Annotated in this window: 11 protein-coding genes; 4 read left to right on the forward strand and 7 right to left on the reverse strand. The window is 66.7% G+C overall.

All coding sequences use genetic code 11. The annotated features are described in order from the left end of the window. Both DK847_RS05675 and DK847_RS05680 read right to left on the reverse strand, forming a co-directional pair. Positions 1-1683 carry a hydantoinase B/oxoprolinase family protein gene (locus DK847_RS05675; protein ID WP_111196717.1) on the reverse strand — a complete coding sequence of 561 codons (1683 nt, stop codon included), beginning with the start codon at positions 1681-1683 and terminating at the stop codon, positions 1-3. Beyond that, positions 1680-3758 carry a hydantoinase/oxoprolinase family protein gene (locus DK847_RS05680; RefSeq protein WP_111196719.1) on the reverse strand — a complete coding sequence of 693 codons (2079 nt, stop codon included), beginning with the start codon at positions 3756-3758 and terminating at the stop codon, positions 1680-1682. The genes DK847_RS05675 and DK847_RS05680 overlap by 4 nt, the downstream gene beginning before the upstream one ends. Positions 3759-3847: 89 nt before the next feature. On the opposite strand from DK847_RS05680, the gene DK847_RS05685 reads away from it, so the two are divergent. Further along, positions 3848-4873 carry a LacI family DNA-binding transcriptional regulator gene (locus tag DK847_RS05685; protein ID WP_111196721.1) on the forward strand — a complete coding sequence of 342 codons (1026 nt, stop codon included), beginning with the start codon at positions 3848-3850 and terminating at the stop codon, positions 4871-4873. A 141-nt stretch (positions 4874-5014) separates the two neighbouring features. On the opposite strand, the gene DK847_RS05690 is transcribed toward DK847_RS05685, so the two are convergent. Together DK847_RS05690 and DK847_RS05695 are read right to left on the reverse strand one after the other, a co-directional pair. Beyond that, complete coding sequence (locus DK847_RS05690) at positions 5015-6016, reverse strand: Gfo/Idh/MocA family oxidoreductase (RefSeq protein ID WP_111196723.1); 1002 nt, start codon at positions 6014-6016, stop codon at positions 5015-5017. 229 nt (positions 6017-6245) lie between these two features. Continuing rightward, positions 6246-7742, reverse strand: coding sequence for a CoA-acylating methylmalonate-semialdehyde dehydrogenase (locus DK847_RS05695; protein WP_111196725.1), 1497 nt, complete (start codon positions 7740-7742; stop codon positions 6246-6248). 99 nt (positions 7743-7841) lie between these two features. Here DK847_RS05695 and DK847_RS05700 point away from each other — a divergent pair, with 99 nt between their 5' ends. Beyond that, a complete protein-coding gene (locus DK847_RS05700; RefSeq protein ID WP_111196727.1) occupies positions 7842-8729 on the forward strand; it encodes a LysR family transcriptional regulator in 888 nt (295 codons plus the stop codon). On the opposite strand, the gene kynB is transcribed toward DK847_RS05700, so the two are convergent. The 3 genes from kynB to DK847_RS05715 are packed head-to-tail and all read right to left on the reverse strand — an operon-like array spanning position 8726 to position 11483. Then, a complete protein-coding gene (gene kynB, locus DK847_RS05705; RefSeq protein ID WP_245414533.1) occupies positions 8726-9343 on the reverse strand; it encodes an arylformamidase in 618 nt (205 codons plus the stop codon). The two genes, DK847_RS05700 and kynB, sit on opposite strands and share 4 nt — an antisense overlap. Continuing rightward, the gene (kynU, locus tag DK847_RS05710) at positions 9340-10572 is read right to left on the reverse strand and encodes a kynureninase (protein ID WP_111196729.1); all 1233 of its coding nucleotides are present in this window, start codon (positions 10570-10572) and stop codon (positions 9340-9342) included. Before kynU ends, kynB begins: the two co-directional genes overlap by 4 nt. 5 nt (positions 10573-10577) lie before the next feature. Next, complete coding sequence (locus DK847_RS05715; protein WP_111196731.1) at positions 10578-11483, reverse strand: phosphotransferase; 906 nt, start codon at positions 11481-11483, stop codon at positions 10578-10580. 189 nt (positions 11484-11672) lie between these two features. Between DK847_RS05715 and DK847_RS05720 the strand changes: the two genes are divergently transcribed. Both DK847_RS05720 and DK847_RS05725 read left to right on the forward strand, forming a co-directional pair. After that, on the forward strand, positions 11673-12533 hold the full coding sequence (locus DK847_RS05720) for an FAD binding domain-containing protein (RefSeq protein WP_111196733.1): 861 nt from the start codon (positions 11673-11675) through the stop codon (positions 12531-12533). Between the two features lies 1 nt (position 12534). Then, entirely contained in the window at positions 12535-13005 is a 471-nt protein-coding gene (locus tag DK847_RS05725; protein ID WP_111196735.1) for a (2Fe-2S)-binding protein, read from the forward strand. The last annotated feature ends 4 nt before the right edge of the window (positions 13006-13009 follow it).

The raw sequence follows: 13009 nt of genomic DNA on the forward strand, positions 1-13009 counted from the left end.
TCAGCCCTCATGGCCATAATCCCTGCGCGCCGCCTCCACCGTCACCAGCCCGGCGGCGATATCCGCTTCCAGCGCCGCGCGGTCGCGCCGGTCGGGCCTGCCGAAGCCGCCGCCGCCGGGGAGTTCAAGCACCAGCGAGTCGCCTGCCTCGATGATGTGGATGCCCTTGTCGGGGAGCTTCGAGCCCGACCCGCGCGCCGCGAGGCCGACGCAGCCGGGCTGGCCGCCCTCGCGACCCTGCGCGGGGTGGATGACGCGGTCGAAGGTGGCGGCCGAAATCGCAAACGGCGCGTCCTCGGTGTTGGCGATCTCGATCCGCTGCGAGACGCCGCCGCGCCACTGGCCGGCGCCGCCCGAGTCAGCAAGGTAATGCTTGCGGCGGAAATAGAGCGGGCACTGGGTTTCCGTCACCTCGATGGGGATGGTGCCCACGCCCGAGGGGAAGGCGGTGGTGGCCAGCCCGTCCTTGCCGGGCCTGCCGCCGATGCCGCCGAGGCCCATGTTGATCACCGCAAAATTCTTCGCCTTCGCCGTCTGCTCCGGCGGAACCCGTCCGTGGGCGGAGTAAAGCGACAGGATCCAGATCGGGCCGGCGCTTTCCGCCTGCACCGTGCCGGGCAGCGCCTGGGCGAGGCAGCCGAAGACGCTGTCGGCCAGCATCTGGCCGATCACGTGGCGCGCCGTCACGGGCGAGGGGCGGATCGGGTCCACGATGGTGCCGGGCTCGGTGACGAGGTCGAAGCAGGAGAGGGAGCCGATGTTGTTCGGCACATGCGGTGCGATCACCGCCTTCAGGCCGAACACCGCGTAGGCATGGGTGTAGGTACGCGGGCTGTTGATGCCGAAGAGCGAGGCGGGCGAACTCCCTGAGAAGTCGACCGTGATCTTGCCGCCCTTGATGATGAGCTTCGACTTGAGGGTGAGCTCGCGCTCATAGCCGTCGAGCGGCATCTCGTAGGACCATTCGCCCTCGGGCAGCGCCTTGATCGCCTCGCGCGCGCCCTTCTCGGACTGCCTGAGGATGTGCTTCGCCAGCGCATCCAATGAGGTGAGGCTGAACTCCTTCATCATGTCGACGAGGCGGCGCGCACCCGTGTCGTTGGCGCTCACCAGCGAGAGGATATCGCCGCGCACTTCCACAGGCGAACGCGAATTGGCGAGGATCACCGAGAGCAGTTCCTCGTTGAGCCTGCCCTCCTTCCTGACTTTGAGGTGCGGGATCAGTGTGCCTTCCTCGAAGGAGGAGTTCGCCTTGGCCGTCATGCCCACGCCCCCCACGTCGATGACGTGGCAGGTGGACGCGAAGAAGGCCACGAGCTTTTTGCCCAGGAACACCGGCGTCATCATCACGTAGTCGAAGAGGTGCCCGGTGCCGAGCCACGGATCATTGGTGATGAAGACATCGCCCGGCTTCATCGTCGACTGCGGATAATGCTTGAAGAAGTGCGCGACCGCCGTGGCCATGGTGTTGACGTGGCCGGGCGTGCCCGTCATAGCCTGGGCGATCATGTTGCCATTCACATCGTAAACGCCGGCGGAGAGGTCGCCCGCCTCGCGCGTGATGGTGCCGAAGGCGGTGCGCAGCAGCGACTGCGCCTGTTCCTCCACCACCGCGATCAGGCGGTTCCACATGACCTGCGTGCGGATGGCGGCGAGTGCGTCCCTGCTTGCAGTCCTGCTCATCGGCGGCGCTCCAGAATGATGTAGCCCAGCGAATTGACTGACGCCGTGAAATTGGCGCCCACGATGGTCGAGGTTTCGTCCTCGGCGATGATGGCGGGGCCCTTGATGGCCGCACCGGGCTTCATGTCGAAGCGCCAGTAGACGGGCGCTGCAACCTGCCTGCCGAGAGCCGGATCATAGATCGTGCGCTTCGAACGTGGCTTGGGTGCTGCCTTCTTCGTGGCCTTCGCCGCACGCTTCGGCTTCTTCGCCTGCGACGACACGGTGACCGACCAGGTGATCGCCTCCGCCTCCTGGTTGGGGATGCGCAGGCCATAGACCTGCTCGTAGAGCTTTTCGAAGGCGGCCTTCAGCTTCGCGCCATCGGCTGGCATCAGCTTCCTCACCGGCACGGGCACGCGGATTTCGTGGCCCTGGCCGATGTAGCGGCAGTCGGCGATGACCTGCACGGTGGGCTTGGCCTTGCCGAGGGCGGGCTGCACCACGGCGCGGGCATCCGCCGTCATCGCCGCGAGCAGCCTGTTGACGCGCGCGGCGTCGAAATTCTCGAGCGAGACGACCGCACTCTTGGTGATCTCATAGGCCACGGGCGCGCGCAGGAAGCCGATGGCGGAGCCGACGCCCGCGCCCTTCGGCACGATGATGGTGTCGACCCCCACCTTCTCGGCGAGCCTGCAGGCATGGAGCGGCGCGCCGCCGCCAAAGGCGATCATGGTGCAGGCAGCGATGTCATGCCCGCGCTCGATCGCATGCACGCGCGCCGCATTGGCCATGTTCTCTTCGACGATCTCGGTGACGCCCGCGGCAGGCCAGAAGTCCTTGAGGCCCAGCTTCGCGCCGATATTCTTCTGCAGGGCAGCCTTGGCCGCGGCTTCGTCGAGCGCGATCTTGCCGCCGGCGAAATAGGCGGGGTCGATCTTGCCGAGTGCGAGGTTCGCATCCGTCACCGCGGGCTCGGTGCCGCCGCGGCCATAGCAGACGGGGCCCGGAGTCGAGCCAGCGCTGTCCGGCCCCACGGTGATGCGCGACAGCTTGTCGACGCGCGCGATGGAGCCGCCACCGGCACCGATCTCCACCATCTCGATGACGGGAATGCGGACAGGGATGCCGGAGCCCTTCATGTCGCGATAGGCGCGTGCGATCTCGAACTTCCGTGCGCGCTCCGGCTCGCCATCGGTCAAGAGGCAGATCTTCGCCGTGGTGCCGCCCATGTCGAAGGAAAGGACATGCGGCAGCGCGCATTCCGCTGCGATCTGGCTCGCGAGGATCGCGCCACCGGCGGGGCCTGATTCCACGAGGCGGATGGGGAAGCGCGCCGCCGTCTCCAGCGTCGTCAACCCGCCGCCGGACATCATCAGGAACAGCGGGGCCGACAGCTTCATCGCCTTCAGCTGGTCGCGCAGGCGATAGAGATAGCTCGCCATCAGCGGGCGCACATAGGCGTTGGCGACGGTGGTCGAGAAGCGCTCGTATTCACGGATCTCGGGGGCGACCTCGGAGGAGATGCAGACGGTCACGTCCTGCGGCAGCAGCCTGGTGAGCAGCTCGCGCACCCGCGCCTCGTGCCGGTCATGCGCATAGGCATGGAGGAAGCCGATGGCGACGGATTTGACGTCCTCGGCGATGATGCGTTGCGCCAGCTTCTTCACCGCGCCCTCGTCCAGCGGCAGCAGCTCGCGGCCGTCGGCGGCAAGGCGCTCGGTGATCTCGAAGCGCAGCGTGCGCGGCACCAGCGGCACCGGGCGGTCGATCATCAGGTCGTAATGGTCGAAGCGCTTCTCGTAGCCCTGTTCGATGATGTCGCGGAAGCCCTCGGTGGTGATGAAGGCCGTCTTTGCACCCTTGCGCTCGATCAGTGCATTGGTGGCGAGCGTGGTGCCATGGATGAAGACGCCGATGTCCTGCGGCTTCAGGCCCGAGGCCTCCAGCACCAGCCCGATGCCCTCGATCACGCCCAGTTCCGGCGCATCGGTGGTGGTCAGCACCTTGCCGGACCAGCGCTTGGCGCCGTCCTCCAGCACGATGTCGGTGAAGGTGCCGCCAATGTCGGCGGCGAGCTTTGCTGTCTTGGGCATGGTGCTTGGTTAGCCCGTCCGCGAGGCTTTCGCATCCGGATTCTGAGGTGCGTGTTGCAGAAAGCGCAGCATCCCTCTATCAATCCCTCATGGCTAAGGTGACCATCCAGGATGTGGCCCGCGTGGCGGGCGTGAGCGTTGCGACCGTCGACCGGGTGCTGAACCGCCGTCCCGGCGTCAGGAGCGTCACCGTCAACAAGGTCGAGACCGCGATCAGGGACCTCAACTACCAGCCGGACCGCATCGCGGCGCGGCTTGCCCGTTCGCGCGAATACCGCTTCTGCTTTGTGCTGCCCGACCGGGCGGGCGATTTCTGGGAGCGCATCAACGAGGAAGTGCGCACCATGGCGGAGCGCATGGCGGGCGAGCGCGTGGCCATCACCGTGAAGCGCGTCGACGTCTTCGACGGCGAACTCCTGGCTTCGACCCTCGATTCGATCGGCGACGTGCATGACGGCGTGGCCGTGGCGGCATTGGACCATCCCGCGGTGCGCGAGGCGATCAATGCGCTGGCCGCCCGCGGCGTCACCGTGGTGACGCTCGTCTCCGACGTGCCAGGCTCGAAGCGCATGCATTATGCCGGCATCGACAATTCGTCTGCCGGGCGCACCGCGGCGAGCCTGATGGGCCGCTTCCTGCGGGGGCTGACCGGCAAGGTGGGCCTCATCGCCGGGTCCCTCGCATTGCGTGACCACATCGAGCGCCAGTTCGGCTTCGAGCAGGTGCTGACGCATGAATACCCAAACCTGCAGGTGCTGCCGGTGCGCGAGTCGCGCGACGACTGGAGGAAGCTCGAGGAGATGACCGCACAGCTCCTCGCCGAGCATCACGATCTCGTCGGCATCTACAATGTCGGCGGCGGCACGCGCGGCATCGTCTCGGCGCTGGAAGCCGCGGGCCGGGCGAAGGACGTGGTGCTGCTGGGCCATGACCTGTCGGACGCCAACCGCAAGGCGCTGATCCGCGGCACCATCGACGCGGTGATCAACCAGGACCCCGGCCACGAAGTGCGCTCCGCCATCCGCGTGCTGATCGCCAAGGCCGACAACGTGCCGCTGATCGAGAGCCAGGAGCGGATCAGGATCGATATCTTCCTGCGGGATAATTTGCCGTAGGGCGCTGCTACGTTTGCTCCCCCAAGGCCGTCACCCCGGCGAAAGCCGGGGCCCCGCTTTGGATCAGCATGACGGAAGGAAAGCGGGGTCCCGGCTTTCGCCGGGATGACGAAACAAAGGGGGGGGGGGTGTTACGGGCAATCAGGAATACAGCCCCGGCCTCTTCTCATAGCCGATCGCCACCGTCTCTCCCGTCTTCAGCGACTTCACTCCCGCATCCGTCACGGTGGTCGCCACATAGCCGTCCCACGCACTCGACCCCACCGGCACGCCCGAAGCGATCGACCTGATCCAGGCCTGGTTCTGGATGCGGTAGGCCGCCGCGAAGCGCGGACGCCAGTCGGGGGCGAGCGAGGTGGCGTGAACGCCATTGGCGCGAATGTCGGTGTTGAGTGTCGGGCCAAAGGAAATGGTGCCCGTCTCGCAGACCAGTTCGCCCTTCACGTCATAGCCATATTGCGCGTTGATGAAGAGTTCGACGTCGACCAGCTGGCCCTTGTCGGTCTCGAACACGACGAGCATCGGATCGTCGAATGTCGCGTGGCGCGAACGCTTCGCCTTCAGCACCTGCACCGAGGCGAGCTCCGCCGAGAGCACGAAGCGCGAGACATCCACCTCGTGCCCGCAGGAGCTGACGATGGCCGCGGCGGAATCGAAATGCGCAGGCGCAGAGGCATTGCGGTGCACGCAGTGGAAGGCCAGCGCTTCGCCATAGCGGCCGGAGTCGAGCAGGCCCTTCATCTCGACATAGCCGGGGTCGAAGCGGCGCATGTAGCCGAGCTGCACGAGGCGCCTGCCCGCGGCGACCTCGGCCTCGATCACCCGCAGGCCTTCCGCCGCCGTGGGCGCCAAGGGCTTCTCGCACAGCACCGGCTTGCCGGCCTTGATGCAGGCGATGGCGAAGTCGGCATGGGTGGCATCGGGCGAGGCGATCAGCACGGCGTCGACGGCGGGATCGTTGATGACAGCAAGCGCGTCGCTCGTTGCACGCGCGGCCCCCGTCTCCCGCGCCACGGCCCCGGCGCGTGCTTCGTCGGCATCCGAGATCGCCACCAGATGCGCGCCGGCGATCTGGCCAGCGAAGATGCGCGCATGGTCCGCCCCCATGATGCCTGTCCCGATGATGCCGACCCCGATGCTCATGCGCGTCTCCCCTTTGTGGCGAGATTAGCGGAGGGAAAGAAGATCGACCACAGGCAATGCCGCCTCCGAAACAATTCAGATCATCATGCGCGGGCTCGTCCCGCGCATCCTTTTGGCGGCCCCAAAGAGGATGCCCGGGACGAGCCCGGGCATGATGAGGTGTGAGGGTGAAGGACCCCGATGCAGATCCCCGGGTCGGAGCCCGGGGATGAGGCCCGCTGCGCGGGCGTCACTTCATCGTCGGCATGACGAAGTCGGCGCCGGAGCGGATGCCCGTGGGCCAGCGCGAGGTGATGGTCTTGAGCCTGGTGTAGAAGCGGATGCCTTCCGGCCCGTGCATGTGGTGGTCGCCGAAGAGGGACGACTTCCAGCCGCCGAAGGAGTGGAAGGCCATGGGCACCGGGATCGGCACGTTGATGCCCACCATGCCGACCTGGATCTGGTGCGCGAATTCGCGCGCCGCGTCGCCGTCGCGGGTGAAGATGGCGGTGCCGTTACCGTATTCGTGTTCATTGATCATGGTCGCGGCCTCCTCATAGGTCTTGGCGCGCACGACCGAGAGCACGGGTCCGAAGATCTCTTCCTTGTAGATCTTCATCTCCGGCGTCACGTTGTCGAACAGCGTGCCGCCGACGAAATAGCCGTTCTCATAGCCCTGCAGCTTGAGGCCGCGGCCATCGACCACGAGCTTCGCACCTTCGGCAACACCCGCATCGATGTAGCCCTTCACCTTCTCCTGGTGCTGCTTCGTCACCAGCGGGCCCATTTCGGCTTCGGGGTCCGTGCCGGGGCCGACCTTCAGCGCCCGCACCTTGGGCTCGAGCTTGGCGATCAGCGCATCCGCCGTCTTCTGGCCGATCGGCACGGCGACCGAGATCGCCATGCAGCGCTCGCCGGCGGAGCCATAGGCCGCACCCATCAGCGCATCGACCGCCTGGTCCATGTCGGCATCGGGCATGATGATCATGTGGTTCTTGGCCCCGCCAAGCGCCTGGCAGCGCTTGCCGGTGCGGGCGGCGGTTTCATAGATGTAGCGCGCGATGGGGGTGGAGCCCACGAAGCTCACCGCCTGGATGTCGGGCGAGTGGAGGATGGCATCGACCGCCTCCTTGTCGCCATGGACGACGTTGAACACGCCATCAGGCAGGCCCGCCTCCGTGAGCCACTTCGCGAGCAGCAGCGAGGCGGACGGATCACGCTCCGAGGGCTTCAGGATGAAGCAGTTGCCCGCGGCGAGTGCGACCGGGAACATCCACATCGGCACCATGGCCGGGAAGTTGAAGGGCGTGATGCCGGCGACGACGCCCAGCGGCTGGCGCAGCGAATGGCTGTCGACGCGGGTGCCGACATTCTCGGTGACTTCACCCTTCAGGAGCTGCGGTGCGGCGGTGGCGAATTCCACGACCTCGGCGCCGCGCTGGATCTCGCCCTTGGCATCCGACAGCACCTTGCCGTGCTCGGCGGTGATGACGGCGGCGAGCTCGTCGGTGCGCTCCTCGAGGATGCGCAGAAACTTGTTGAGGATGCGGGCGCGGCGCAGCGGCGGGGTGGCGGCCCAGCCGGGGAAGGTTTTCCTGGCGACAGCGATGGCCTCGTTCACCTCGGCCGTGGAGGCAAGCGAGACGGAGCCCGACTGCTCGCCCGTCGCCGGGTTGAATACGGCGGCGGTGCGGCCCTTGCCGGTCACTTCGGTGCCGTTGATGTAGAACGGAATGGTCTTCGCCATGGGGAGTCCTCCTGAATTGATGCCCCCCTATGCGCCTCTGAAATCTGCACAGCAATGGACAGGATTGCGCTTTCGATGTGCAGAAATTAAAGTACCAGCATGGACTGGGACCGCATCCGCATCTTCCTCGCCGTCGCCCGCTCGGGGCAAATCTTAGGTGCCGCCAGGCACTTGGGGCTCAACCACGCCACTGTCGGCCGCCAGCTCACCGCGCTGGAGGAGGAGCTCGGCACGGCCCTTGTCGAGCGCCAGACCAATGGCTGCGTCCTCACCCAGGCCGGCGAGGTGCTGATGCGCGCGGCCGAGAAGGTCGAGTCGGAGCTCCTCCAGGCCGGCACGCGCCTGTCGGGCGCCACCGAGGCGCTGACCGGCACGGTGCGCGTCGGCGCGCCCGATGGCCTGGGCAATTATTTCCTGTCGCGCACGCTGGGCGCACTGGCGGAGCTGCACCCGGACCTCACCATCCAGCTCGTGCCGCTGCCGCGTACCTTCTCGCTGTCGCGCCGCGAGGCCGACATCGTGGTGACGCTGGACCGGCCGAAGCAGGGGCGGCTGATCGTCAGAAAGCTCACCGACTATTCGCTCAGCGTCTATGCGGCGAAATCCTATCTCGACCAGCGCGGGGCCATCGCATCCGTCGATGATCTCGACGGCCATCTCTTCGTCACCCATGTCGAGGACTTCGTCTATTCCCGCGCGCTGGACTATGCGGCGGAACTCGGCAAGCGCATGAAGCGGCACTATGAGTGCGGCAGCGTGGTAGCCCAGATGGAAGCCGTGCGCGCCGGCCATGGCGTGGGCATCCTGCATGATTATGCCGCCGTGCAATATCCCGAGCTGCGGCGGCTGCTGCCGGAACTGCGCTTCACGCGCACCTACTGGCTGATGTCGCACCCGGACACGCATGACACGCGCCGCGTGGCGGAAGTCTATGCCGCGATCACGCGGGCGGTGGGGGAAGCCAAGGGGCGCTTCGTGCTGGCCTAGCGCCGAAGCACGGCGCGCACCGGGCTTGCATCCAGGTTCTCGAATTTCAGCGGCAGGGCGATGAGCTCATAGTCCCCCGGCTCGACATACGACAGCACGAGGTTTTCGAGGATCCGCATGTCCGCCGCGCGGCAGGCATGGTGCGCGGCGAGCGTCTTCGATGTTTCGGGGTCGACCGAGGGCGTGTCGATGCCCACCAGCCTCACGCCCTTCGATGCCAGCAGATCCACTGTCTCCGGCGCCAGCGCGCGGAAACCGGTGGGCCATACCTTGGGATCGAGCCGGTCCATCAGCCGCAGCAGGATGCGCGGCGGGGCATCGGTCAGTGCAGCAGCAATCTGCGCAGGCTCGCAGACCGGCCCCGCCCCGCGCGCGTCGATGACGCGGCACGGGCCGATATAGGGTTCGAGCGGCAGGGCCGCAGCAGCCGCACCCTGCGCGTCATAATGCAGCGGCGCATCGGCATGCGTGCCGCAATGGACCGAGAAGCTGACGCGCGAGACGTTCACCGGGCAGTCGGGGCCGAGGCGGAAGGTCCAGCCCTCGGCGTAGGCCGCGTCGCCCGGAAAACCCGCCATGCCGGGCGACAGCCCTTGAGTGATGTCGATGATCACGTGACGGCCTTCCGGGCCAGGAACTGCGGCTGGTTCCACTCAGCCTTGTCGAGGATGCGGGCGAGGATGTCGACGGCGTCCCACACCTCCGTGAAGCTCGTGTAGAGCGGCGTGAAGCCGAAGCGCATCATGTCCGGCGCGCGGAAGTCGCCCACCACATTGGCGGCGATCAGCGCCTGCATCACGGCATAGCCCTGCGGATGGTGGATGGAGACGTGGCTGCCGCGCCGCGCCATGTCGCGCGGGCCTTCCACCGTCACGCCATGCGACGCGAGGCGGCTCTCGACCAGGTCGATGAAGGCCTTGCACAGGGCGAGGGACTTCTGGCGCAGCACGTTCATGTCGACATCGTCCCACACGTCCAACGCCGCATCGAGGGCGGCCATCGACAGCATGGGCTGCGTGCCGCACTGGTTGCGGATGATGCCGGGGTGCGGCCGGTAGTCGAGGTCGAAGGCGAAGGGTGCCGCATGGCCCCACCAGCCGGCGAGCGGCGGCTGCACGCGGTCCTGCAGCTCCGGCTTCACATAGAGGAAGGCGGGGGCGCCCGGACCGCCGTTCAGGTATTTGTAGGTGCAGCCCAGCGCGAAGTCGGCGTCGCAGGCGGCAAGCTGAACGGGCGTGGCACCGGCCGAATGGGCGAGGTCCCAGATGGTCAGCGCACCCTTCTCATGCGCGCGGCTCGTCACCGCCTTCATGTCGTGGAGGCGTGCCGAGCGGTAGTCGACCTCGGTGATCATGGTGAAGGCCACGGTCTCGTCGATCGCGTCCATCACCTGTTCGGGATCGACCACCTTCAGCACGTAGCCGTCATCCATCAGGTCGCGGAAGCCTTGCGCCACGTAGAGGTCGGAGGGGAAGTTACCGTTGTCGGAGAGGATCACGCGGCGCGACGGGTTCAGCTTCGCCGCCGCCCCCAGCAGCTTGAACAAGTTGACCGAGATGGTGTCGCCCGCGATCACGCTGCCGGCGGGCGCGCCGATGAGCCTGGCGATGCGGTCGCCGATCTTCTGCGGCAAATGGAACCAGCCATGCTCGTTCCACGACTTGATGAGCGTCTGGCCCCACTGCTTCTCTGCCACCTCGGCCACGCGCTTGGGAACATTGACAGGCAGCACGCCCAGCGAATTGCCGTCGAGATAGATCATGCCTTCGGGGATCGAGAAGGCGGCGCGCTTGTGCTTCAAGGGGTCTTGCGCGTCGAGGGCTTGGCAGTCGCTGCGGTTCATGCGGGTCAGGCTCCGTAAGTCTTCACATACTCAGCATGGACTGCCTCGAAGCGGCCCAGATATTCTTTCGCATAGGCGACGTAATCCACGCCGGGCGCGGCGAGGAAGAGTTCCGAGATCATGCCCCACACCGCCTCGCGCAGCGCGCTCGCTGCCTTCATGGCATGGAAGGCGCGCCACAGGGCCTCCGTCGGTTCCGCTTCGAAATAGCGCTCGAGGATCAGCCTCTCGCCGCCCGCATCGAAGGAGTTGTTGGCCGCAATGGAGGCCAGGTCGAACATCGCGGTGCCGAAGGCGCCATATTCCCAGTCGATGAGCCACAGCCTCTGGCCGTCATCCATGAAGTTGGTGGGCAATATGTCATGGTGGCCGAAGACGATGGGGAGCGGCAGCTGCGCGGCCTCCAGCCGGTCGACGACAGCCATCCATTGCGGCACGTGCGGGGCAAGCCTGTGGTTGTGCTGCTCGAGCGTGCGGCCATAATCGCGCAGGATCTGGAACACCCAGAAGATCGCCCCCTGCCCCGTGATGCGCTTGCCCATCTCGGCATGGCAGCGCTTGAGGATGTCGACACAGGCGCCGGCATTGGCGCGCACGTCGGCCTCCGCATAGGTCCGGGCCGCGATGAAGCGCATCACCATGACCCCGTCCCCGGCATGGACCAGCTCCGGCGACAGCCCCGCCTCGAAGGCGGCACGCGACGCGATGGCTTCACGTTCGCGTGAGACTTGGTGGAAGGGGTAATCGCCGCCCAGCCGGGCGACATAGCTCCCGGTCGAATCAGTGACCTTGAAGCTGGCATTGCTCACGCCGCCCTTCAGGGGCGTGACGGTGAGGGGCCCTTTCCACAGGGGAAGCGCCCTCACCCGCGCCTCGTCCGCGCCGCCTGCAATCGTGTTTTCCGCCCCCATCCGCCCATTCCCGCCGTTTGGCTGTTTGGCCGCGACATTCCACCCCGGCGGGCGCTGCGTCAACAAACCGTCACGACCGCAGGGCGCACTCGCCTGCACCGCGCACATGCCGGATTCGCGCCACGGTGGTTGACCTTTGGGGGTGGGCTGGCCCAAAATGCGCGGCGAAATTCAAACAGGTGACGCAACATGCAATATGAAGCACCAGAAACCACCAAGGCGGCAGTCGGCCTGCTCGCCAAGGCCAAGGGGAGCGCCTATGTGCTGGCGGGCGGTTCCGACCTGCTCGTCCGCATGAAGGGCGGGTTCGTCGAGCCCGATCTCGTCGTCGACATCAAGCGCATCAAGCCGATGCGCGAGATCAAGAAGACGGCGAGCGGATTCACCATCGGCGCCGCCGTCTCCTGCGCCGAGATGAACGAGAACAAGGCCCTGATCAAGGCCTGGCCGGGTGTGGTGGAGGCCGCCGGCCTCATCGGCTCGAAGCAGGTCCAGAGCCGCTGCACCGTCACCGGCAACCTGTGCAATTCGTCGCCCGCCGCCGACAGCGTCCCGGCCCTCGTCGCCGCCGGCGCCAAGGCCGTGATCCAGGGCCCCAGGGGCAAGCGCAAGGTGGCCGTCGAGGACATTCCGGTCGGCCCCGGCAGGAATTCGCTGAAGAAGGGCGAGCTCATCGAGGCGATCGAGCTTCCCGCCCGCAAGGGCAAGTCGGGTGATGCCTATCTCCGCTTCATCCCGCGCACCGAGATGGACATCGCGGTGGTCTCCGCTGGCGTCAGCCTGACGCTCGGCGACAAGGGCGTGATCAAGGACGCCCGCGTGGCGCTCGGCGCCGTCGCGCCGACGGTGCGCCTCGTGAAGGAGGCAGCCAAGGCCATCATCGGCACCAAGCTCGATGAGGCTGCTCTCGAAAAGCTGGGCAAGGCCGCATCCGCTGCCTGCTCCCCCATCGACGACAAGCGCGGCACCATCGAGTTCCGCACCAAGGTTGCTGCCGTGCTGGCCAAGCGCGCCGCGCAGATCGCCTACAAGCGCGCAGGAGGTAAGTGATATGGCCGTTCTCGTTTCCACCACCATCAACGGCGACAACGTGGAGTTCGCCTGCGAGCCGAACGAGTCGCTCTTGGACGTGCTGCGTAACCGCCTTGGCCTTTCGGGCGCCAAGGAAGGCTGCGGCACGGGTGACTGCGGCGCCTGCTCGGTGCAGGTCGATGGCCGCGTCGTCTGCTCCTGCCTCGTGCTCGGCGTCGAGGCCGAAGGCCGCGAGATCGAGACGGTCGAGGGCCTCGCCCACGGCACCGAGCTCCACCCGCTGCAGACAAAGTTCCTCGAGCATGCCGCCCTCCAGTGCGGCGTGTGCACGCCGGGCTTCCTGATGGCGGCCAAGGCGCTGCTCGAGAAGAACCCGGATCCCACGGAAGAAGAAATCCGCTTCGGTCTCGCCGGCAATCTCTGCCGCTGCACCGGATATGACAAGATCGTGCGCGCCGTCCAGGACGCCGCCAAGGTAATGAGGGGTTAAGACA

Source organism: Aestuariivirga litoralis, assembly GCF_003234965.1.
Classification (GTDB): domain Bacteria; phylum Pseudomonadota; class Alphaproteobacteria; order Rhizobiales; family Aestuariivirgaceae; genus Aestuariivirga; species Aestuariivirga litoralis.

What these genes read in the sequence shown, in the direction of transcription:
- DK847_RS05680 (WP_111196719.1), bottom strand. Translation starts at nt 3,758, where the DNA reads ATGCCCAAGACAGCAAAGCTCGCCGCCGACATTGGCGGCACCTTCACC.
- DK847_RS05690 (WP_111196723.1), bottom strand. Translation starts at nt 6,016, where the DNA reads ATGAGCATCGGGGTCGGCATCATCGGGACAGGCATCATGGGGGCGGAC.
- DK847_RS05725 (WP_111196735.1), top strand. Translation starts at nt 12,535, where the DNA reads ATGGCCGTTCTCGTTTCCACCACCATCAACGGCGACAACGTGGAGTTC.
- DK847_RS05695 (WP_111196725.1), bottom strand. Translation starts at nt 7,742, where the DNA reads ATGGCGAAGACCATTCCGTTCTACATCAACGGCACCGAAGTGACCGGC.
- DK847_RS05720 (WP_111196733.1), top strand. Translation starts at nt 11,673, where the DNA reads ATGCAATATGAAGCACCAGAAACCACCAAGGCGGCAGTCGGCCTGCTC.
- DK847_RS05685 (WP_111196721.1), top strand. Translation starts at nt 3,848, where the DNA reads ATGGCTAAGGTGACCATCCAGGATGTGGCCCGCGTGGCGGGCGTGAGC.
- DK847_RS05715 (WP_111196731.1), bottom strand. Translation starts at nt 11,483, where the DNA reads ATGGGGGCGGAAAACACGATTGCAGGCGGCGCGGACGAGGCGCGGGTG.
- DK847_RS05675 (WP_111196717.1), bottom strand. Translation starts at nt 1,683, where the DNA reads ATGAGCAGGACTGCAAGCAGGGACGCACTCGCCGCCATCCGCACGCAG.
- kynU (WP_111196729.1), bottom strand. Translation starts at nt 10,572, where the DNA reads ATGAACCGCAGCGACTGCCAAGCCCTCGACGCGCAAGACCCCTTGAAG.
- DK847_RS05700 (WP_111196727.1), top strand. Translation starts at nt 7,842, where the DNA reads ATGGACTGGGACCGCATCCGCATCTTCCTCGCCGTCGCCCGCTCGGGG.